The following is a 24,810-nucleotide window of genomic DNA, read 5'->3' on the forward strand; positions in this document are numbered from 1 at the left end:
CCATAGTTTAATGTTACTTTATTGTTAATTTGTTCTTAAATATGACAAAAAAAAGCATTTACTCACGAGGTAAAAAGTTGAAAATATTTCATGATAAAATGCTTTTTCGAGTAAACCACTTTAAACTAACCTAACCAAAATTTATTATGAACAAAAAACACGTGATTCAGCGTTTTGTAAAAGACAAGAAGCTCTTTAGTAAGTACCTCCTTTTGGTAATGCTTTTTTCGTTTGGAGCAGTATCGGCTCAAAATAATGACGGAAAAATTACCGGTATTGTCCTGGACGAATTAAACCAGCCTGTTTTAGGGGCTAATATTTATGTACCAGCATCCAGGAAAAGTATAATAGCTGACCAAAATGGTCAATTTGCTATTGACGCAAAAATAGGGGAAACACTAGAGATTAGTTACATTGGATATGTAACTCAAAAAGCAAAAATAACCGGAAGCAAACTAACAATTCATTTAAAGGTAGATGTAAGGTCTTTAGAAGAAGTAGTAGTAATTGGTTACGGTAAAGCAAAAAGAAAAGATCTTACCGGAGCAATATCATCAATATCAGGAGATGAGCTTCGTCGAACACAGCCTGTAACAATCGATCAGGCACTGCAGGGTAAAGTGCCTGGTGTTGTGGTACAGCAAACATCTGGTCAGCCTGGAGGAGGTGTCAGCGTACAAATACGCGGTTTATCTTCCTTTGGAAATAATTCACCACTATATGTTATAGACGGTGTTATTATTGGGCAGGGTTTTGCAGGTGTAGATGGAACTAACCCGCTGGCAACTATTAACCCTTCGGATGTTGAATCTATCGATGTCCTAAAAGATGCATCGGCAACTGCTATTTATGGTTCGCAGGCTACTAACGGTGTAATTGTTATATCTACAAAAAGAGGCAAAGAAGGTGCCCCAAAAATAACCTTTGATTATAGTACGGGTTTTCAATCGTTAATGAAGAAGTATCCTACAATGAATTTACAGGAATATGCTACTTTTATTAATGATCGAAATCAAGGTATTGGCTGGGGTTTTGACACAAGACCTGAATTAGCGAACCCGCAGTATTTAGGTAAAGGAACAGACTGGCAGGACGAATTATTCAGAGTCGCTCCAATCACCAATTATGTACTAACTTTAAGCGGAGGGAATGAGAAAACACAGTATTTGCTGTCTGGATCTTATTTCGATCAGGAAGGGATATCTCTTGGGTCTGAATTTGCCAGAGGTTCCGTAAGGTTAAACCTGGATAACAAGACAACCAACTGGTTAAAAATTGGAACTAGTATACAACTAACGCGTATTAATGAGAATGTAAATTCAACTAATACAGGTGTTATTTCACAAGCATTAGGACAAACTCCGGATATTCCCTTAAAAAATCCTGACGGTTCTTTTGCAGGAGGAGAAAGTACAAACGGATGGGTTAGAAATTTAGTTAACCCGGTTGCCCTTGCAGCAATGAACAAAAACGACCTTAGAAGAAATCAGTTGTTTGCAAATTTCTATGCTGATATAGCATTTACAAAAGATTTATCTTTTAGAAATGAAATATCAGGAAGTTATTCTTATAACACGACAGACAGATTTAGCCCTAAATATAAGTTTGGAAATACGGAGAGACTAGAGAATGAGGCAACTTATGGTTACGATCAAAACTATTATACCACTTTTAGAAGCTTTTTAACTTACGCTAAAGTATTTAAAAGCAAATATAATGTCAATGTTTTGGCAGGACATGAGGCTCAATGGTCAGAGTATGAAAATGTTTCGGCAACAAGAAAAAATTTCATTTCAAATAGTGTTACTAACATAAGCAGTGGTGACATTGGTACTGCTACCAATAGCGGAACCAGAGGAGATGGTGCACAGGAATCTTATTTCGGACGTGTTAATTTTATTTATAACGATAAATATTTGTTTACCGGTAACATCCGTGCAGATGGTTCTTCGAAGTTCTCTCCTGAAAACCGCTGGGTAACTACTTATTCAGGAGCCCTTTCATGGAAATTAAATAATGAGAATTTTTTAAAGAATTCAAAAATTGTCAATGAATTAAAATTAAGGGTAAGTTATGGTTTTACTAATAATCAAAATATTAGAAACAATGCTTATTTATCTACATTAGGTTCAGTTGCAACTTCTTTATCTGGTGTATCACAGCTGACAGCCAGTTTAGGAAATCCTTTAGTTGAATGGGAAAAAACAGAATATAGTAATGCCGGAATTGATGGAAGATTTTTTGGATGGAAACTTAATTTTTCTTTTGATGTTTATAATCGTTTAACAGACGGATTGTTAATGAAAATTCCGTTACCACTTTATTCCGGAACAAACGTTGGATATTCTCCGGGAGCAATTGATGCCCCAGATGTTAATATAGGTTCTGTTAGAAACAGAGGATTTGATTTTGGAATAAACACAACAAATATATCTACCAAGAGCTTTAGCTGGAATACAGACTTTACGCTGTCTCATAATGAGAACAAAGTATTAAAGTTAAATACCGATGGAGCATCATTACCAGGATACAATGGAGGTGATGTGGTTACTAACACTGTAGTAGGAAGATCTATGGGGAATTTTTACGGCTATCAGGTTGAAGGTGTATTTGCAAACGCATCAGATTTTGATTTTACCAATAACAATGCGCTTGGCCACACCCATGGTATGCCTACAAATACTGATGGCAGCCGTTTACCGGTTACGCCAAATTCCGGAGGGGTATGGTATGGTGACCTTAAATTTAAAGACATAAACGGAGATGGTATTATTACTGAAAAAGACCAGACATTTCTAGGTTCTTCTATTCCTAAATTTCAGTTCGGTTTTGGTAATACATTTAAATATCTGGGTTTCGATTTAAATATATTCTTTAGTGGTAATTATGGTAACAAAGTATTAAACGGAATGAGGGTTAACGGAGATAATCCTTTAGCACAATACGGCTACCTAAAATCATTAAACGATCACGCAAGATTAGCTTTAATAGATCCTAATGGTTCGGCCAGTGATGTCAATAACGTATATGTTACCAATCCTAATACTACAATAGTTGGAGTTAAAAATAATGACAGTAACCGTAACAATCGTTTCTCTGACAGATATCTTGAAGACGGCTCTTTTATTAGATGCAAGAATATTACTTTAGGTTATACAGTTCCCGAAAATGCATTAAAAAAGATGTACATAAGTTCTTTACGATTGTATTTTAATGTTACCAATGCCTTTCTTGTTACAAAATACAAAGGTTTAGATCCCGAAGTTGGTTCATGGAATCCATTACAAACAGGAATTGATAATGGTTTTTATCCACAACCAAGAGTATTCACTTTTGGACTTACCCTGGGTTTAACCAAATAACTAATAAAACTTACGTATTATGAAACTAATAAATATAAAACCGATTTATATGGTGTTTGCTATATTTTTTATAGTAAGCAGCTGCCAGGATGATTTTCTTGACCGACCTTCTCAATCAGAGACAAGCACAGAGAATTTTTACAAAACAAAAGATGAACTTAGATTAGCCACAGCTGGACTTTACGGAGGTAAAGCATGGTTTCAGTGGAATACAAATCCATACCTTATGCTTGGCGATATATTGAGTGGTAACTTACTGGCCGCCTGGTATAATGATGCAGTACAGCTAAATACTTTTACGCTTTCAGGGTCTAATGGTATCTTAGTAGGGGGCTGGACAGGATTATACATTATAGGCGCACATTGTAATGTTACAATAGAAGCTATAAATAAAAACACTCCGGCATCAGTATCTCAGGCTGATAAAAATGCAGCAATAGCCGAAGCGAGATTTATCCGCGCTATGGCTTATTACCATCTTGCCATACTATGGGGTGATGTGCCAATTATTGAAGATAACATCAAGTTAGTAAAATCGCCATTAGTAAATAGAAATAAGGTAGAAGATGTTTACAAATTTGTAGTAAACGATTTAACTTTTGCTGCAGAAAACCTTCCTGCTTCTGATGTACCGGGAAGAGTTACATCCTGGTCAGCAAAAAGTATGTTAAGTAAGGTGTATTTAACAATGGCGGGATTAGGACAATCAGGAGGTAATCGTAATCAGGCATATTTAGACCTTGCCAAAAAATATGCAAAAGATGTAGTCGAAAACAGTGGTTTAACCTTACTTCCAAGTTATTCAGATCTTTTTAAAACGAAATTTAATGATAATAAAGAATCATTATTTGCCCTGCAATGGGCTGCCACTTCAGGATGGGGTATAGGGAACCAATTATTGACACACTCACCAAGTAATGATATCAACCCGGGAAAAGAAGGAGCCTGGACTCCACTGGGGCCTACTTATGATTTATATAATCAGTATACCGCACAGGATTCAATAAGACGAAAAACGACTTTTATGCTGCCGGGAGATCATTATGCAGAGTTAAATGCTGCAGGCGGTGGTTATAACGCTACATCAGCGGCTATGAAAAAACACATTATAGGAAACGGAGCAGATAACAATACACCTGCAATGACATATTTAGGTTCGATAGAACATAATTATATATTAAGATTAGCAGATGTTTACTTAATATATGCTGATGCCATCCTTGGTAATAATGCGACTACAAGTGATCCTAATGCATTAATGTATTTTAATAAGGTAAGGAACCGTGCCGGAGTTGACCCGGTAACCGTTCTTGATGCCGATATTATTTTTAAAGAAAGAAGAATCGAATTTGCCTGTGAAGGACAATTTTGGTATGATTTGGTAAGGCTCTCTTACTACAATCCTGTAAAAGCGATAGATATTCTTAACAATCAAAAAAGAGTATTGTTTAATTATTCAAATGGAGAAGCCACGCCCAACGATCCTGTTGGAAATATTTCTCCCGCTACTCAATCTACTTTCAGGTTACAATTGCCAGCTTCAGAGATAGTTGCTAACCCTAAATTAGCTGAACCTGCAGTTCCTTATTATTAATATAAAGAAAGAATCAAGATGAAAAATATAATTTATAAACACATCCGTCTATTATCGACGCTCAGCATAATCTTAATTATTACTTCGATGACTTCTTGTAATAATGATGATGATAATGCATCTGGAACAGGTCCTGTTATTACAGAGATAAGAAATTATGCCGCTTCGCCAAATGATACCCTGGTTGATAAAATAGTCCCTGGTCAATGGATCGTAATCACAGGTAAAAATTTAAAGAGCGCTACAAAAATCACTTTTAATGGTATATCTGCAGATTTTAATGCTGGTTTGTTTTCAAATACTTATGCAGCTGTTCAAGTGCCGGCGGTAATACCATTCCCGTCTATTCCTGCAAATAAACTTAATACTATTCAATACACTACATCAGTAGGAACAACAACTTTTGCTTTCAGCATTGTTGCCGGACCGCCTGCGCTTGTTAGTATTTCAAACGAAAATCCGGTTGAAGGAGATCTGGTTACCCTATCTGGATCAAATTTATTCCTTATAAACGAAATTAATTTTGGAGGAAAAATAATTACTGATTACACAGCTGCAGTTGATGGAAAGAGCATTAGTTTCGTAATGCCTAATGTCACAACAAGTGCACCTTTAAATATAATTACAGCTTCAGGCACAGTTACTACAACATTCAATGTGAATGATGTAACTACAAAATCTTTATGTAATTTTGATAATGTAAATACTTTTAGCTGGGGCTGCGCTACAAGTAACAGCAATGCTGATTTCCCCGGAAATCATGGATATTTTGCAGTTCTGGATCATGGTACACTAGGTCCTAATAATGGTACATGGTGGGAATGGGGACGCAGTATTAACGTCAATTCCGGTCAGTGGGTTCCAGCACAGGATCTTGCAGACCCAGTTGCAGATTATGCAGTAAAATTTGAAATCAATGTTCCTGGTGAATGGAATGGAACTACGATTCAGATAACAAGAAATTATGATTTCTATGCAAAGTATGAGCCTTGGAAAGCTAATGATAAAATTGTTTCGTACACTACTAAAGGAAAATGGGTTACGGTTACGATTCCATTATCAGATTTCAAAAAAGACGGAGCTCAGGCATCAAGTTTAACAGAGTTATTAGGGGCTTCCGGATCTGGCGAATTTCATATTCAGGCAGTTTCAGGTTCTAAAGCAACTGTAACTGGTCTGCGTGCTGCTGTTGATAATATTAGAGTTGTAAAAATTAAGTAATAAGTACCGTTGAGTGTAATTCATAAATATTTTATTTAAACACATAGAAACATAGATTTTATAGTTAAAAAAGAAATACAAAAAAGAAATACAAAAAAGAAATACATTTCTTTCACATAGCCAAGCTCTGTGCATTTTAACTAAGTGAAACGCCTTTTTAGAGAGATTACAGTCTATGTTTCTATGTGTTAAAAACGGTTTAATAAAAAAATATTAATAGTTAAATTAAGGCCTGCGATGATTCAATAAAAACTGAGTTTTTCCGCAGGTCTTACATTAAAATTTATTTATCCTAAAAACAAAAAAATGAATATAAAAATTTCAGTGAAACTCAGTTTGTCTATAGTATTCTATATACTATTTTCATCTTGTCTGATGGCTCAGGAAAATTATGTATCACCCGTTAGGGAAGGTAACGAACCGGTTACAGCTGGGAAATTTGCCCCAACCTGGCAGTCATTGCAGCAATATAAAACTCCTGAGTGGTTCCGTAATGCCAAGTTTGGTATTTGGGCTCATTGGGGGCCGCAGTGCCAGCCTGAACAAGGTGACTGGTTTGGGAGATTTATGTATAACGAAGGCGGTGACCAATACAAATGGTTTGTTGAACATTACGGACATCCATCAAAAGTTGGGTTTAAAGAAATTATTAATGACTGGAAAGCCCAAAACTGGGACCCTGAAAAACTGGTAGCACTTTACAAAAGGGCAGGAGCTCAGTATTTCTTTGCCATGGCAAATCATCATGACAACCTGGATTTGTGGGACAGTAAATATCAGGAGTGGAACTCGGTACGTGTAGGGCCTAAAAAAGATATTATGACTGGCTGGTCAAAAGCAGCAAAAAAATACGGACTTCCATTCGGGATAAGCGTTCATGCTACTCATGCATGGACATGGTTTGAGACATCGCAGAGATCAGATACCAGCGGACCATTTGCGGGAATTCCGTATGATGGAAAACTTACAAAAGCCGATGGTAAAGGAAAATGGTGGGAAGGACTTGATCCGCAGGAACTTTATGCCCAAAATCATCCTTTCAGTTTAAACAGTGATAAAGATTTATTTGCGCTGTGGGGTCAGTGGAATTGGGACAATGGTGCGTCAATACCTTCACAGGCTTACTGCGAAAAATTCTATAATAGAACAATAGATCTTATTAATAAGTACAATCCCGATTTGCTTTATTTTGATGATACCGCCCTGCCGCTTTACCCTGTAAGTGATGCGGGATTAAAAATTGCGGCTGATTTCTATAACCGTAATATGGCTGCTCACAACGATAAGCTGGAGGCTGTACTGTTTGGAAAAATGCTGACTAATGAACAAAAAAAGTGTATGGTATGGGATGTAGAGAGAGGTGCTCCGGATAAAATCGAAGATTTGCCATGGCAAACCTGTACGTGTATCGGAGACTGGCACTACAGTAAATCAGTTTATGATAACAATGGGTACAAATCTGCCGCTACAGTAATTCACATGCTGGTTGACATTGTTAGTAAAAATGGAAATCTGCTGCTTAATATTCCTGTTAAGGGAGACGGTACTATTGATGATAAGGAAGTTGCAATTCTTGAAAAAATAGCAGCCTGGATGGATGTAAACAAAGAAAGTATTTTTGATACACGTCCGTGGAAACAATATGGAGAAGGCCCTGTTTCAGATGCCATAAAACCTGGTAAAGACCAAAGCTTTAGTGAGGGAAAAGTAAAATTGTCGGCTAATGATATCCGTTATAATCAAAAAGGGAATATTCTTTATGCAACCCTTTTAGGAGTGCCTTCTGATAATATTAGTTTGAAACTGCTTGGTAAGAATAAATATAACGGTAAAATTAAGAGTATTGAAATCCTTGGAAGTAAAGAGAAACTTTCCTGGAAACAATCGGGCGATTCATTGGTAATTACAAAACCAAAAGTTATCCCGAACGATATTGCTATAGTATTAAAAATAAAATAATAATATACGAATTGGCTATAGCTGGCAAATAACAAAATCACTTTTACTTAATAACAAATTAATAATTATAAAAAATGCCAATCTCATTTAAACGTTATTGCAAAACCATGGAACTGCTTAATGATGCTGCATTAATTGAAGCATATAAAAAGGCGCATGCAAAAGGGGCAGCGTGGCCGGAAATAACCCAGGGAATGAAAGAAGTGGGAATTATCGATATGGAAATCTATCTTATGGGAACAAGGCTTTTCATGATTATGGACACTGTAGCCGATTTCAATCACGACAAGGCAATGCAGGAACTGGCCGCAAAACCGAGACAAAGCGAATGGGAAGCGCATATGGCACAATTTCAGGACACGTCTGCCGAGGCAACAGCAAACCAGAAATGGCAGTTGATGGAACGAATTTACGAAATGGACAAATAATAAACTATACGCCTAAAAAAAGTTATAATAGTAATAAATAAAATTAGATATGGATATGAAATTTACGTTTTTAAAAAAGTGTTTTTTTGTAGTAAGCTTTTGCGGCCTTGCTAGTACAGTAACTTTAGCTCAGAATGTTCAGATTACGGTAGATGCAGCTGTAAACAAAAAAAAGGTATCACCATACATTTATGGAAAAAATGATTTTTTAGACAAACCAGCCCAATTTTATAAAGATGCAGGTTTACGTTTTTCCCGTCTGAATGGAGGTAATAATGCATCAGCCTATAACTGGCAGGCAAAACTGGCTGTTCATCCTGACTGGTATAACAACGTTTATGCTGCTGATTGGGATGCACCTGCACAGAATATTACTAATAATTTTCCTGATATGCAGGGCATGTTTGCCTTTCAGCTGTTAGGCAGGGTTGCATCCAATGCCAATAATAATTTCAATGACTGGGGATATAACCAGGCACAGTATTGGTCTGGTGTTCATCAGAATTTGGCCGGAGGAGGAACTCCCAATACAAGCGGAGGAGGTACTGCCTTAGTCGATGGAAATCCCGAGTTGTTCAGCAAGCCATGGCCGGCAGATTCTTCGGTAGGAATTCTTAATGATTGGTTCGGAGCTAATGGGAAAGGCTATAACAAAGATCAGTTTGTATACTGGAACATGGACAATGAGGTAGATATATGGAACGGAACGCACGACTGGGCTATGCCAACTCAGTTATCGGCTTCTGCTTTTATGGATCGTTATATAGAATTAGCCAAGAAAGCAAAAGCGATATACCCTGGTATTAAACTTTGCGGACCTGTTACAACCTCTGAATGGCAATGGTACAAATGGTCAAATGAAAGTATATACATCAATGGCAGATATTATCCATGGATTGAGTATTTCATAAAACGCCTTGGCGACGAATATAAAGCAACGGGTATTAAACTGGTAGACGTATTAGATATTCACAATTACCCTTCGTATAGCGGGGATGATGCCGCAGCTTTGCAGGGACACCGAATTTATTATGATACAAATTATGATTATCCGGGTTCAAATGGTGTTAAAACAAGTACTGGCGGATGGGATACCTCACTTACAAAACAATACATTTTCAAGCGTGTTGAGGACTGGCTGACAGAACATTTTGGCGCAAACCATGGCATTACTACCGGAGTTAGCGAATGGGGTACAATGTCAAGCAGCAACCCAAGCCTTGAATCTGTTATATATGCTTCACATTTAGGGACATTTGCCAACAATGGCGTTGAATTGTTCAGCCCATGGAACTGGTCTGTAGGTATGTGGGAAACACTGCACCTTTTTAGCCGTTATGCAAAAGACTATAGTGTTTCAAGTACTTCTTCACTTGAAAACACGGTTTCGGCTTACACTACAGTAAACCAGGCAGCAGATGCGATGACTGTAATTATTGTGAATAAGGATATGAATGCATCACGCACTGTAACAGTAAACCTTAACAACTTTGCTGTCGAAAATGGAAATTTTGAAACATTACAGATTTCCGGGCTTCCGGCAGCGGAAACTTTCGTATCTCATACGACTAATGCATTAAAAAAGAACACCGTAAATGTTAATTCAAATTCATTTACAGTTACGGTACCCGCTTTGTCAACTACAGCTGTTTTGATTAAAACATCCACATTGTCGGTTGATAAAGTAAGCGCACTGCCAGGCAGCGGAGGAGTAATGATTTACCCTAATCCGGTAAACGATAAACTGAATATAAAATTTGATTCGGCGATTACTGAACCAACCCAAATAGCGATATATAATATTGCAGGACAAAAACTAAAAGTTTTTACTGTAAATAGCGGACAAGAGCTGCATACGCTGGATGTGAGTGGACTTTCTGCCGGCTCGTATTTTTTATCAGTAAAAAACAACAGCTATAAAAAAAGCATCCCTTTTATTATTGCGCGATAAAATCTATTTAAAAGTTAGCCAGCTCATGGCATTTTATTTTAACACATAGAAAGATAGACTCTAATCTCTCAAAAAAGGCATTTCACTTAATTGAAATGTATCCCGAAGCTTCGGGACTAGTTATGTGAAAGAAATATGTTTCTTTTAGTATTCTTTTTTAGGTATAAAATCTATGTTTCTATGTGTTTAAATAAAAGATTTATGAACTCGATCGAGGCGAACAGACGATGTAGTTAAATCCAGCGGGTTGATATAATTAAAAATAAAGGCAGTATTTTGAATCACTTAAAAAACGGAAACCATTTTCTTAAGCCAGATAAGATTGTTAATATAACAAGTATGAATAAATCAATTACTATAATAAAAAAACTCTTTTTAGGAATTCTGTTTTTCTCCATACATATCCTTCATGCTCAAAATGTTCCCGATTGGGAGAATCCGGATATTAATGGCATAAACAAGGAAAAACCGCATGCGTATGGTTTTTTGTCTGAAGAGAAAATGAATAATGCGATGATTAAGTCGCTTAACGGCATCTGGAAATTTAAGTGGTCGCCAGATCCGCAATCACGACCGGCTGATTTTTATACAGAGAATTATTCAACAAAAAATTGGGACAACATTCTGGTTCCCGGAAACTGGGAACTCCAGGGATTCGGAATCCCAATATATACGAACTCGACTTATCCGTTTAAGCGTAATCCTCCCAAAGTAACAAGTGAACCTGAAAAATATTTTACAAGTTATCTGCAGCGAAATCCGGTAGGAAGTTATAGTACAACTTTTACCATTGCTGAAAACTGGAACAATAAACAGGTATTCATTAATTTTGGAGGAGTACTTTCAGCAATGTATATATGGGTAAACGGACAAAAGGTGGGGTACAGCGAAAATTCGATGTGTCCGGCAGAATTTGATATCACAAAATACATCCATAAAGGAGAAAATAAACTATCAGTTGAAGTATACCGCTGGTGCGATGGCAGTTATCTTGAAGATCAGGATATGTGGCGATTAAGCGGTATTTTTAGGGATGTAGATTTAATTGCCCGCCCAAAAACTTATATCAGCGATTTTTTTGTTAAAGCTGTACCTGATAATTCATTTAACAATGCCAGTATTTCTATAGATCTAAATATTGATAATCGATCAGATCAGGATAGTAAAGGACTGTATATAGATGCTGAGGTTTCTGGTTTTTCTGCTCAAGGCGAATGGATTGATCTTACTTTTTATAAGAAAGCAGCTGCGGTTCAAAAGTCAAAACAACTGTCAATCGAAATAAATGCATTGATGAAAAATCCTAAGTTATGGTCTGCCGAAACGCCGGATTTATATCATCTTAAACTGAAACTCAAAAACAATAAAAACGAAATTGTAGATAAAGCCGAGTGTTATTTCGGCGTTCGTAAAATTGAAATTCGCGGAGATGTATTCTATGTCAATAATAAAGCAGTAAAACTCAAAGGTGTAAACCGCCACGAACAGCACCCGCGCACAGGTAAGCATGTAAGTCGTAATACCATGATTCGGGATATTGAACTGATGAAACAGGCTAATATCAACATGATACGTACCTGCCATTATCCTGACGATCCCTTGTTTTATGAACTTTGCGACAAATACGGTTTTTATGTAATGGACGAAGCAAATCAGGAATCTCATGGTTTTGGCCTCGGAAATAAAGAAATGGGCGATAACCCAATGTGGAAAAAGCAGCATGTCGAGAGAGCTGCTGCCCTTGTTCAGCGAGATAAAAACCACGCTTGTGTTACTTTCTGGTCATTAGGAAATGAAGGCGGCAGCGGACAAAACTTTGTGGCTATGGCTGATACTGTAAAGAAACTCGATCCAAGCCGACCGGTCTATTCGGATACAGATCGTAGTGTATCAGATATTTACGATGAAGGTTATCTGCATCCTGAAGACCTGAAAAAATTAGGAGAAAAAATAACAGACAGGCCGGTATTTATGCGTGAGTATGCACATGTAATGGGTAATTCGGGAGGAAATCTTCAGGAATACTGGGATGTAATTTATAATGACCCAAGCCTTACCGGTGCCGCTATTTGGGAATGGGTAGACCAGGGCTTGGCAAAGAAAAAAGATAACTCTCCTCTAAAACTCACCGAACACCCGGATGATTATCAATTGAAAGACGATGAATTTTGGGCTTACGGAGGTGATTTTGGAGATCAGCCAAACGATGGAACTTTTTCAATAAAAGGTTTGATTTCATCAGACAGAACGCCTCATCCACATTATTTTGAAGTGCAAAAAGTGTATCAGCAGGTGGTATTTCAGCTTTTAGATGATAAAGATGTAACACTAAGAGTTACAAATCATTTTGATTTTCTGCAGCTTGGTAATTTTGATTTTGAATATGAATATACATCCAATGGTAAATTGCTGCAAAAAGGTAAATTTAGCGGTGACAACATTTTGCCGGGAACATTTTCAGATATAAAAATTCCTTCACCGCAGCTTACAGGTACGGTTCCCTCAGAAATAACTTTAAATATCTATGCTAAACTCAAATCTGCAGCCCTTTGGGCAGAAGAAGGTTTTTGTATTGCCCGCGAACAGTTTGTTATCAAACCTTACAACTGGATCAATATTACAGCAACTGAAAAAAAGGTATTTGTAACAGAATCAGCTTCACAAATTGAACTAAAAACCGAAAAAATGTCTTTTATCCTTGACCGAAAAAATGGTTCATTGGTAAGTTGGAAAACTAATGGGAAGGAATTACTAATGGGCGGACTTGAACCTTATTTCTGGAAAACGCCAAACGATAATCAAAAGCAAAGCGGTTATGTAAAAGAACTGGGCAAATGGAAAAAAGCAGCAGAAACCAGAATTGTTAAAAATGTTAGTGTTTTAAAAAACAGTAACTTAATAACAGTTAAGTTCGATATGAGCCTGCCAGCCATTGGTGCCAATTATACACTGAATTACCAATTAAATGGCGAAGGAAAATTACAAGTTGAAGCATTATATACACCTCAGAGCGATACTATTCCGCTGATTCCTAAATTCGGAATGAGAGTTCGTATTCCGGATAACTATAGTACAATTGACTGGTATGGAAGAGGGCCAAATGAAAATTATCCGGACAGAAAAACAGGTTCGCTGATTGGTTTGTATCATTCAGAACTGGAAAATTTTGTGGTTCCATATCCGGTGCCGCAAGACAATGCAAATCGCGGTGATGTTCGCTGGTTTTCTTTACAGGCTCAAAATAATGAAACCATAAAAATAACAGGTTTACAGCCTCTTAATTTTCGTGCATGGCCTTATACAGAAGATGATTTAGAGAACACGACACATGATTACCAGCTGCCGAAACGCGATTTTATTAACCTGAATATTGATTTGAATATTCATGGGGTTGGTGGCGATGATACATGGGGAGCCAAAACAATGGAAAAATATACCAATTCAGGTAATAAACCCTATCATTTTGAATTTATCATGGAATATATTGAGAAACAATAAATTTTTCAAAACGAATGACCTAACTAGAAACAAAGCAATAAAATGACCGGTTTAAATTCATACAAAAAACAATTTTTCATAAAACAAATACTATTTGTATTCATCATATTTATAGGTATTTTTTCAGGATATGCCCAAAATAAAAAAAAGAAGACAAAATCGAGTGATGAACCTTATTTACTGCCAGCATTTCCTTCGGTACCAGCAATATTACCAGAAGACAGCGTCTCCATGGGTGACTGGCAATCGTTTCCCGAAATGAAGCTGAATCTTCCTATCGCATCAGGACCGTTTGAACCAACCTGGGAATCAATAGAGAAGAATTATCCTGGTGAGCCGGCTTGGCTTCGTGAGGCTAAATTTGGTATTTGGGTTCACTTTGGCCCACAAGCGGCAGGTGAAAGCGGTGACTGGTATGCACGAAAACTTTACACAGAAGGTACAGATGCCTACAAAAACCACCTCGCGAAATTTGGTCATCCATCTGAATCTGGGTATAAAGAAATACTTCGTGACTGGAATCCAACAAAACTTAATCCGGCTGCGCTTACAAAAATTTATCATGATGCTGGTGCTCGTTTTTTGATGATTCAGGGAGTGCATCACGATAATTACGATATGTGGAACTCAAAATATCAACCGTGGAATTCTGTAAATATCGGTCCAAAACGTGATTTACTTGATGAATGGACAAAAGCTTGTCGTGCCAATGGAATGCATTATGGTGTAACATTTCACCACGAATATACATGGTGGTGGTGGCAGACAGCTTTTGGCAGCGACAAAGAAGGTGCCAAAAAAGGTGTTCCATATGATGGAAACCTGACCCTTGCTGATGGTAAAGGTAAATGGTGGGAAGGATATGATCCTAAGCTGCTTTATGGTATTAATTTGCGAGAGTATAAGGGGGTAGCTGAGGCTGCCCGAATAGAATGGAGATCTCCATCGGGAGGAATATTTACTAATCATCTTGATTATGCAAAATGGTACACAACAAAGTGGGCACTACGAATGATGGATGTTGTGGAGCATTATGATCCTGATTTCATTTATACTGATGGAATAGTACAAGGGCCTTTTACAGGCAATTTAACAGGAACTGGTCTCAAAGTAGACGCTATGCAAACGGTCATAGCCGATTATTATAACTGTACACTCAAAAATCGTGGTAAGGTAAATACTTTTAGCATAGTGAAATTCCGAAAAAAGACTAATGGTACAGTAAATACCGAAGAATTTGGTGTTCCGGCAGAGATCAAAACCGATCAGCCATGGATTGCAGAAATTCCGGTTGGCGACTGGTTTTATGCTCCCGGCTTTACTTACGATTCGGGAATGATGATTCGTTATATTATCGAAGCTATTGCCCGCGATGGTAATGCCGCTATATGTATTTCGCTTTTGCCTGATGGTTCATTAGACGATGGCAGTACAAAAATGTTGAAAGAAGTTGGTGTCTGGATGAAACGAAATGGAGAAGCCGTTTACGGAAGTCATGCATGGACTATTCCCGGTGAAGGAGAACAAATTAACGGCAAGTTGAAAATGCTTCCTGGCGGTAAGTTAGATCACATACAAGCAGAGTTCAAGTTCGATGCTCAGGACATTCGTTTTACTGTTGGTAAGAAGGGTGAATTCTACGCATTTTGTATGAATGTACCTGCTCCGGGAGCACAATTAAAAATCAAATCTCTTGGTACAGAAGCAAAGTTGTTTAGCAAACCTATTAAAGAGGTGAAACTGCTTGGATATAATGGCAAATTACAATGGAAACAGGAAGGTGATGGTCTAGTTGTTACTTGTCCGGCAAAAATGCCTTTTGAAACAGCTGTCGTATTCAAGATCGAATAAGAACTTCGATAGTTACAAGGAATTTGTTCATTATTCGCTTAATTAATTTAGATCCGGTGTTTTAAAATTGTATTCAATTATGTGAATAATAAAAACTCGTTGGTTGTAATTAAAAAAAATATTAAACACATAGAAACATAGATTTTAGGTGTAAAAAAGGAGACAAAAAGAAACACATTTCTTTCACATAGATAGCTATGTGTATTTTAAATAAGTGAAACGCCTTTTTTAAGTAAACAAAAGCTATGTTTCTATGTGTTAAAATAATCACATCCAACGGGTTAATAATGCTATTATAAAGTATTTAGAAATATAACAATAACAAGATGTTCAACTTAAATTCATACATAAAACAAGTACTATTTGTATTCATCATACTTATAGGTATTTTTTCAGGATATGCACAAAATGGACCTGAAAGAAAACAGTTATTTGATTATAACTGGAAATTCTTTTTAGGTGATGATTCTGAAGCCAAAACAAACAATTTCAATGATACGGGCTGGCGCAAACTCGATTTGCCTCACGATTGGAGTATCGAAGGAAAAATTCATCCTAAAAATACAACAGGCGGAGGCGGAGGATATTTTCCGGCAGGAATTGGCTGGTATCGTAAAACCTTTCAGGTGCCTGATGAATGGAAAGCAAAAAAAACAGCTGTTTATTTTGAAGGAGTTTATATGAATTCAGAGGTTTTTATCAACGGAAAATCGCTGGGCGTTTATCCTTATGGCTACTCGTCATTCAGTTACGACCTTACACCTTATTTGAACTTTGGAAAAGAAAACACTATTGCAGTACGTGTCGATAATTCACAGCAAATGAACAGCCGCTGGTACTCAGGCTCGGGAATTTATCGTCATGTTTGGATGGTCGTTACTGATCCTGTACATGTTGCGCATTGGGGCGTTGACATTTCAACTCCCGAGGTGTCTTCAAAAAAGGCAGTTGTATTGGTGAAAACCAAAGTAAAAAATGAAACAGAATCTGCACAGAGCATTGTTGTAAAAACACTTCTTTCAAATAATTCTAAAAATGCAGGAAATGGCCAGATGCAAGTGGAGCTTCCGGCTCATAGTGAGAAGGAATTAACCCAAACGATACAAGTGTCGAACCCTAAACTTTGGACACCGGAAACACCTTATTTATATCAGGCTCAGATTCAGGTTCTAAAAGGTAAAAAAGTGGTAGACAATACAAAGACAGATTTTGGTATTCGTTCTATAAAATTTACGACAGAAAATGGATTTCAGTTAAATGGAAAAACAGTGAAAATAAACGGTGGCTGCGTACACCATGATAATGGCTGTTTAGGAGCTGCCGCTTTTGACCGTGCCGAAGAACGCAAAGTCGAACTGCTTAAAGCAGGTGGGTTCAATGCAGTGAGAACTTCTCATAATCCGCCCTCTGAAGCATTTCTTGAGGCCTGCGATAAATTAGGTTTATTAGTAATGGATGAATCTTTTGACTGCTGGAAAATTGGAAAAAACAGCAACGATTATTCTAAATATTTTAACCAGTGGTGGCAGCGTGATTTAGAAGCAATGGTATTGCGCGATCGTAACCACCCTTCGATTTTCATGTGGAGCATAGGTAATGAAATACCGGAGAGATCAGATCCTGATGCTGTAAAAACAGCCCAAATGCTTTTAGATGCGGTAAAGAAAATAGATAAAACCCGTCCTGTTACATCTGCAATAGTAAATAACGACAAGAATTGGGACGTGTTTGATCCGTTAATGGCAGTACATGATGCTGCGGGTTATAATTACAATTTGCATAGGGCTCCGGATGACCATAAAAGAGTGCCTTCGCGTATTATAGTTCAAACCGAATCCTACCCAAAAGATGCCTTTAATAATTGGAAACTGGTTCAGGAGAACAGCTATGTAATTGGGGATTTTGTCTGGACAGCCATGGATTATTTAGGAGAATCAGGAATTGGACGCTGGTATTATTCTGGCGAAGTACCTGGTGAACACTGGGAACATGATTTCTTCCCTTATCACGGCGCTTACTGTGGTGATATAGATTTGATTGGCTGGAGAAAACCTATTTCTCATTATCGCAGTATGCTGTATAATACTAACGAAAAGCTTTATATGGCAGTTCGTGAACCAGCACCTGAACCATTAGAAATTAAAGAAACATGGTGGTCAGTCTGGCCAGCATGGGAAAGCTGGACATGGCCTGTTTTCGAAGGAAAAACGGTTCAGGTCGAAGTATATTCTAAATATCCAAAAGTAAGATTATACCTGAACGACAAGTTGATTGGTGAACAGCCAACTATACGCGAACAGCAATTTAAGGCCGCATTTTCAATTCCATATTCTCAAGGTTTGCTTAAAGCAGTTGGGGTAGAAAATGATAAAGAAGTAGAATCTGCCATTTTACAAACTGCAGGCGATGCTGCAAAAATAAAACTTACAGCCGATAGAAAGGAAATACTGGCCAACGGTCAGGATTTATCATACATAACTATTGAGATAACAGATAAAGATGGAATATTTCAGCCAAATGCAGCTAACCGTCTTGATTTTAAAATTGAAGGCCCAGGTGTTATTGCTGGAGTTGATAATGCTGATATAAAAGACACTGAGCAATATGTAGGCAATACACGTAAAGCATGGCACGGAAGGGCTTTGGTCGTGATAAAAAGCAATCATCAGGCAGGTGAAATTAAATTATCAGTAACCTCCAATGGATTAGAAGGAAAAAATATAATTGTCAAATCAATACAGAATAATTAATTCAAGCTGCTGGTTTAATAATTCAATAAATAAATTGGCTATAAAAAAGTTTAATCCCTACGGGATATTTTTTCGGGTAGATTTTATTATTCCACTGTCAATATTTAACTCCTAACGGAGTAACAAAAAAATATCTCGGAGAGATTACATATTGGTAGAATTCAATTTATTCATGTCAAATTTTGTCCCGTAGGGACTACCTTTATTAACTAGCAGCTTGAATTAATTAATAAAAGCAGAATAATTAATATATGAGAATATCAATGAAATATAGTATTGCCGCACTATTTGTTATTTTAAGTTCAATTAGCATAAATGCACAGGAAATAGTTTCGCCAAACGGGAAAGTAAAAGTTGTTTTGAATCTGCCTGAAAAAAATGCAGCACACAATCTTTCTTATAAGGCATTGTATAAAATAGGCAGCAAGTTTGTAGAAGTATTACCATATTCGAAACTAGGTATTAATCGCGCCGAGGAACAGTTTGCAGATAACCTGCGTTTTATTGCGGCATCAAAACCTGCTGCAATACATGATAAATATGAAATGATTTGTGGTAAACGCCATGAATGTGAAAATTTCGCTACTGAAAAAACATTCAGTTTCGAGAATTCCGATCATCAGCCATTAGATATTGTTTTTAGGGTATATAATGATGGTGTTGCCTTTCGTTATGTTTTCCCAAATCAATCAGACATAAAAATTAATATCACAAGTGAGGCTACAACGTATGTTTTACCTGAAAAAACATTTCGCTGGATGCAGCCTTACGATCTTTCGTATGAAAAATTTTATCCGCTAAGCAAAACAGGTTTATCTGCTAATAAAGAACAGGAATGGGGTTTTCCAGCTTTGTACAAAGTAAATAATCAGCCAGTCTGGGCATTAATTTCGGAGGCAGATGTAACAGAAAATAATTGTGCTGCAAAGCTGAGTAATTTAAAAAATGCTAACGAATATAAGGTTACATATCCTTCTGCCCGTGATAATTTTAAGCAGGAAGGAGTTATAACTACATTACCGTGGCATTCTCAATGGCACACGCTTATCATTGGAAAATTATCAGATATTGTCGAATCTACTTTGATTACAGATGTCAGCGAACCAAACCAAATAAAAGATACTGAGTGGATTAAACCGGGTGCAGTTTCATGGATTTATTGGGCAAATAATCATGGTTCTAAAGATTACCAAAAGGTAGTTGAGTATGTTGATTTAGCTGTCGAAATGAACTGGCCTTATGTATTGATCGACTGGGAATGGGATGTGATGGCCAATGGGGGCGATATAAATAAAGCAGTAGATTATGCAAGAAGCAAAGGAATAAAACCAATGATGTGGTACAATTCCGGTACAAGCTGGCTTGATCCAACACCTAATGACCGCTTACTTACAGCAGAAAAACGTGCCAAAGAATTTTCATGGCTGAATAAAATTGGTGTGTATGGAATCAAAGTCGATTTTTTTGCCGGCGACCAGCAGGATATGATGGCTTATTATATTGATATTTTAAAAGATGCGGCAAAACATCATTTAATGGTAAATTTTCATGGCGCAACGGTTCCCCGCGGCTGGGCGCGAACTTACCCAAACCTGATGACAACAGAGGCCGTGTACGGTGCAGAATGGTATAACAATAATGAGATATTGACAGATAAAGCAGCAGCTCATAATGCGACACTTCCGTTTACACGTAACGTAGTCGGGTCGATGGATTACACACCTGTTACCTTTTCAAATTCGCAGCATCCGCATATAACATCTTATGCCCATGAACTGGCTTTATCAGTTGTATTTGAATCAGGATTTCAGCATTTTGCAGACAGCCCATCTGCATATAAATCTTTACCTGAAGAACCAAAAAACTTTTTGAAAGAGGTTCCAGCTGCGTGGGATGATACAAAGCTAATCGACGGTGTGCCGACAGAAAAAGTCATTATTGCCCGCAAAAAAGGAAATCAATGGTATATCGGCGGATTGAATGGAAAAGATACGCCTCAGACTTTACTAATAAAATTTGACTTTCTGGACAAAGGAATCCATGATTTGCATTTGATTAAAGACGGGAAGGATGATAAGTCTTTTTCTTCAGAAATAATAAAAATCAAAAAAGGAAGCATTGTTAAAGTGGAGTGTCTTTCAAGAGGAGGATTTGTTGGCGTGATAAAATAAAGTAATTATAAAAACAGTTGCTGAAATAAATTTTAACACATAGAAATATAGATTTCTTTGCTAAAAATAAGGCGTTTCACTTGTTTTAATACATCCCGAAGCTTCGGGACACTAGCTATGTGAAAGAAATATGTTTCTTTTTGTATTCTTTTTTACAAATAAAATCTATGTTTCTAAGTGTTTAAAAATAAGCCACAGATTAAAGGATTATAAAAATTAAAAAATAAAATCTGCAAAATCTGCGTGAAAAAATATTTAATATATAAATTTAATTTGGAAATCAACACAGAATCTATGTGTTTAATTGAGTTTTCATGACCCGAACAAAAAGAATAGAGGAAGGAATTACCCTAACAGGTTATTTTTCCAAAATTAGCATGCAATAGAAGATAAAATTAATAGAAATAACCCAAAAGAAATGCAAAAAAGAACGGAGAAAATAGTATTGAAAATAGAGAAACTGGCTGTTTTGATCATTCTTTTTTTTGGGAATTATTTACAGGCACAAACTTCTATAATCAATGTTGAGTCCAGAAACTCGTTGAGTTTAAACGGTGACTGGCAGGTTATTCTTGATCCAACAAATATAGGCGAGTGGAAACAAGTCTGGTTAGAGAAAAAACCGCAAAAGAAAACTGATTTTGTTGAGTATTCCTTTGATGGCGGGCCAGTTTTAAAAGTTCCGGGTGATTTTAATTCACAATTAAGAGAACTAACTTATTTTGAAGGAGTTGTTTGGTACAAGAAAGTATTTAATTACAAGCCCAATAATGAGAAAAGGTTGTTTCTTCATTTTGGTGCAGTAAATTATTCAGCTGCTGTATATCTTAATGGAGAAAAAATAGGCAGTCACGAAGGCGGCTTTACTCCATTTGAATTCGAAATTACCAATAAGGTAAAAAATGGAGCGAATTCTCTAATCGTAAAAGTAGATAACAAGCGGTTGGAGAACGGTTTGCCGGGTACGGGCTATGATTGGTTAAACTATGGCGGTATAACCCGAGATGTTAATTTGATTGAAACGAATAAAACGTTTATCGAAGACTATTCTGTTCAATTAAAAAAAGGAAGCCTGAAAAAAGTTTCGGGATGGATACAGTTAAATGGAACAAATAAAAAACAAAAGCTTAAAATAAAGATTCCGGAACTCAACAAATCTTATAAAACGGAATCAAACGATATTGGATATGCAAATGTTGAGTTCGATTCAAATTTAAAGCTTTGGTCTCCTGAAAATCCTAAGCTTTATAAAATAATAATTGAAAGCGAAACAGATACTGTTACCGATACTATTGGCTTTAGATCTATTGAAGTGCAAGGAAATAAAGTGCTGCTCAATAAAAAAGAAATCTTTTTTAAAGGAGTGAATATTCACGAAGAAAATCCATACAAAGGAACCCGGGCTTATTCAAAACAAGATGCTTTAGTATTGTTGAATGCAGCAAAAGAATTAGGCTGTAACCTTGTTCGTCTTGCCCATTACCCGCACAATGAAAACATAATTAAGGAAGCCGAAAAAATGGGTTTAATGGTTTGGAGTGAACTTCCCATTTATCAGCATATTCAGTTTTCAGACAGCCTTGTTCAAATAAAAATGGAGACTATGCTTAAAGAAATGGTTCATAGAGACAAAAATCGCTGTGGAGTTGTAATCTGGAGTCTTTCAAATGAAACATATCCGGGAACACCAAATCGGAATAATGCTCTTATTGCGTTAACTCAAAAATGTAGGGCATTAGATTCAACCCGATTGATTACCCATGTGGTCAATACACAATCCTACAAGGATAATTCCTTTAAGGTGTGGGACACAATTTATGAGTATTCTGACCTGATTTGCATTAACGAGTATATTGGATGGTATGATCCGTGGCAGGGCAAACCATCAGAGGTAAAATGGGACTTTGCTTATCCTGATAAACCGGTATTTATTTCTGAGTTTGGAGGTGAAGCAGTCTATGGAAATAATGCCGGATCAAGTGATGAAGCGGCTTATTGGACAGAAGGATATCAGGAACAAATTTACAAGGATCAAATAGAATTATTTAAGACTATTCCAAACTTATGCGGAATCTCTCCCTGGCTGTTATTTGATTACAAGTCATTGGGAAGAATGAACCAGGTGTATCAAAAAGGATATAACAGAAAAGGATTGTTATCTGAAAAAGGAGAAAAAAAGAAAGCCTGGTATATTATGGAACAATATTATAAAAGAAAATGAAAGTTAGAAGTATAAAACAAACCGTATTGACTTTTGCCTGTTTGACAATGGTCACCTTTAATTTTTTTGGTCAAAGTACGCAGATCAATCTTTGGAACGGAAAAATCCCTGGAGCGATTCCAAATGTCAATTATAAACAAACAGTAGATTCAGAAGATAACTGGACTAAGATGAGGTTTGTTACAAACCCTGTACTTGATATGTATCCAGCTCCCAAAGAAAAAGCAGCCGGTACAGCAGTGATCATCTGTCCGGGTGGAGCTTACTGGGGGCTGGCTATTGCTCACGAGGGAGAGGAAGTTGCCAAATGGCTCAACAATCTTGGAGTTACCGCTTTTGTATTAAAATACAGGCTGCCGAGTGATGCAATTATGGTCGATAAATCTATTGGACCATTACAAGATGGGCAGGAAGCCATTCGTCTCGTTAGACGTCACGCCAAGGAATGGGGAATTGATCCTGCTAAAATAGGAATAATGGGTTTTTCTGCCGGAGGACATCTTGCTTCTACAATATCAACTCATTTTAATGAAAAGGTATATGATACATCAGATTCTGTTAGTGCCCGCCCTGATTTTTCATTATTGATTTATCCGGTAATCTCAATGGAAGAAAGTATTACAAACAAAGGATCAAAAGTGAATTTATTGGGAGATAATCCATCCTTAGAAAAGGTAAAACATTTTTCGAATGAGCTGCAGGTAAATAATGAAACCCCGCCGGCTTTTCTGGTTCATTCTATCAACGACAAAGCAGTTTTTGTGCAAAACAGTATTAATTATGCACTGGCTATGGAAAAGCACAATGTTCCCTGTGAACTTCATATTTATCAATCGGGAGGGCATGGCTACGGACTTGGAAGATCAAAAAATACAGAATCTTCATGGCCTGAAGCCTGTCGTAAATGGCTGGAGGCAAGGGGATATATAGGCGAGAAGGAAACACCCAAAGTAGGTTTTGGTGAACCAGCGAAACTAAATCCTGACGACAAACCTGCATTCAACGATCCGCCGGTTGGTTTTAGAGATAAGCGTAATAATATTTCACACGGCACTATTACGACGGTTCAATATGACTCTAAAACACTTGGTACACGTCGCGAAATGATGGTTTATACTCCTCCGGGTTATTCTCCTGATAAAAAATATCCAGTGATTTATTTACTGCACGGACTTAATTCCGGTAATGGTCAATGGCCGTATTGGGTTCGTGCCGATTACATTATAGATAACTTGTTAGCCGATGGTAAAATCAAGCCAATGATTATGGTTTTCCCTAATACCAATACAAAGGTGACTGTAGAAAATCCTAAAATTGATGAACAAGGAGACCGAAAAGATGGATATAAAGGTTATGGTAAATCTTTTGAAAACGATTTGCTCAACGACATTGTTCCCTTCATTGAATCTCATTATTCAGTTTACACGGATCGTAAACAGCGTGCGCTCGCCGGGTTGTCTATGGGCGGTGGTCAATCCCTGAATATTGGACTTTCTCATATCAATACTTTCGCCTATGTTGGCGGGTTTTCTTCGGCTCCAAACACCAATGAATTCGGAGGACTTTCAAATACTAAACTTTTACCTGATTTAACAGCAGCTAAAAAACAGCTTAAAGTATTATGGCTCGCCTGCGGCAGCAAGGATGGTCTGTTCAGCGTTAGTCAGCGCGTACACCAGTATCTTAAAGAACAGGGAGTACCACATATATGGCACGTAGACAGCAATGGTCACGATGATACCGAGTGGGCCAATGATCTGTACCTTTTTGTTCAGCACATTTTCAAATAATGATAATAAAGAAT

At 37.1% G+C, this 24,810-nt stretch carries 12 protein-coding genes; all 12 read left to right on the plus strand.

The window, feature by feature from the left end:
- The first annotated feature begins 146 nt into the window (after nt 1–146).
- Nucleotides 147–3,362 (plus strand): SusC/RagA family TonB-linked outer membrane protein, encoded by a 3,216-nt coding sequence (locus tag LUU93_RS08355; protein WP_232680254.1) that lies wholly within the window; start codon nt 147–149, stop codon nt 3,360–3,362.
- 19 nt (nt 3,363–3,381) lie between these two features.
- Nucleotides 3,382–4,956 carry a RagB/SusD family nutrient uptake outer membrane protein gene (locus LUU93_RS08360; protein WP_232680256.1) on the plus strand — a complete coding sequence of 525 codons (1,575 nt, stop codon included), beginning with the start codon at nt 3,382–3,384 and terminating at the stop codon, nt 4,954–4,956.
- Nucleotides 4,957–4,974: 18 nt separating this feature from the next.
- Complete coding sequence (locus LUU93_RS08365; RefSeq protein WP_232680258.1) at nt 4,975–6,177, plus strand: glycan-binding surface protein; 1,203 nt, start codon at nt 4,975–4,977, stop codon at nt 6,175–6,177.
- Between the two features lie 306 nt (nt 6,178–6,483).
- Nucleotides 6,484–8,136: an alpha-L-fucosidase gene (locus tag LUU93_RS08370; RefSeq protein WP_232680260.1), complete on the plus strand. Its 1,653-nt coding sequence runs from the start codon at nt 6,484–6,486 to the stop codon at nt 8,134–8,136.
- 74 nt (nt 8,137–8,210) lie between these two features.
- Complete coding sequence (locus tag LUU93_RS08375) at nt 8,211–8,564, plus strand: L-rhamnose mutarotase (protein ID WP_255669428.1); 354 nt, start codon at nt 8,211–8,213, stop codon at nt 8,562–8,564.
- Nucleotides 8,565–8,619: 55 nt separating this feature from the next.
- Complete coding sequence (locus tag LUU93_RS08380) at nt 8,620–10,515, plus strand: glycoside hydrolase family 44 protein (RefSeq protein WP_232680265.1); 1,896 nt, start codon at nt 8,620–8,622, stop codon at nt 10,513–10,515.
- A gap of 339 nt (nt 10,516–10,854) precedes the next feature.
- Nucleotides 10,855–14,013 carry a glycoside hydrolase family 2 TIM barrel-domain containing protein gene (locus LUU93_RS08385; RefSeq protein WP_232680267.1) on the plus strand — a complete coding sequence of 1,053 codons (3,159 nt, stop codon included), beginning with the start codon at nt 10,855–10,857 and terminating at the stop codon, nt 14,011–14,013.
- A gap of 42 nt (nt 14,014–14,055) precedes the next feature.
- Nucleotides 14,056–15,864 (plus strand): alpha-L-fucosidase, encoded by a 1,809-nt coding sequence (locus LUU93_RS08390; RefSeq protein WP_232680269.1) that lies wholly within the window; start codon nt 14,056–14,058, stop codon nt 15,862–15,864.
- A 326-nt stretch (nt 15,865–16,190) separates the two neighbouring features.
- Nucleotides 16,191–18,614, plus strand: coding sequence for a glycoside hydrolase family 2 TIM barrel-domain containing protein (locus LUU93_RS08395; protein ID WP_232680271.1), 2,424 nt, complete (start codon nt 16,191–16,193; stop codon nt 18,612–18,614).
- A gap of 251 nt (nt 18,615–18,865) precedes the next feature.
- Nucleotides 18,866–20,785 (plus strand): glycoside hydrolase family 97 protein, encoded by a 1,920-nt coding sequence (locus tag LUU93_RS08400; protein ID WP_232680273.1) that lies wholly within the window; start codon nt 18,866–18,868, stop codon nt 20,783–20,785.
- A 418-nt stretch (nt 20,786–21,203) separates the two neighbouring features.
- The gene (locus tag LUU93_RS08405; RefSeq protein WP_232680275.1) at nt 21,204–23,006 is read left to right on the plus strand and encodes a glycoside hydrolase family 2 protein; all 1,803 of its coding nucleotides are present in this window, start codon (nt 21,204–21,206) and stop codon (nt 23,004–23,006) included.
- Nucleotides 23,003–24,796, plus strand: a complete 1,794-nt coding sequence (locus tag LUU93_RS08410) for an alpha/beta hydrolase-fold protein (RefSeq protein WP_232680277.1) — start codon at nt 23,003–23,005, stop codon at nt 24,794–24,796. Before LUU93_RS08405 ends, LUU93_RS08410 begins: the two co-directional genes overlap by 4 nt.
- The last annotated feature ends 14 nt before the right edge of the window (nt 24,797–24,810 follow it).

Origin of the sequence: Flavobacterium soyae (assembly GCF_021245985.1) — a bacterium.
Taxonomy (GTDB): Bacteria; Bacteroidota; Bacteroidia; order Flavobacteriales; family Flavobacteriaceae; genus Flavobacterium; species Flavobacterium soyae.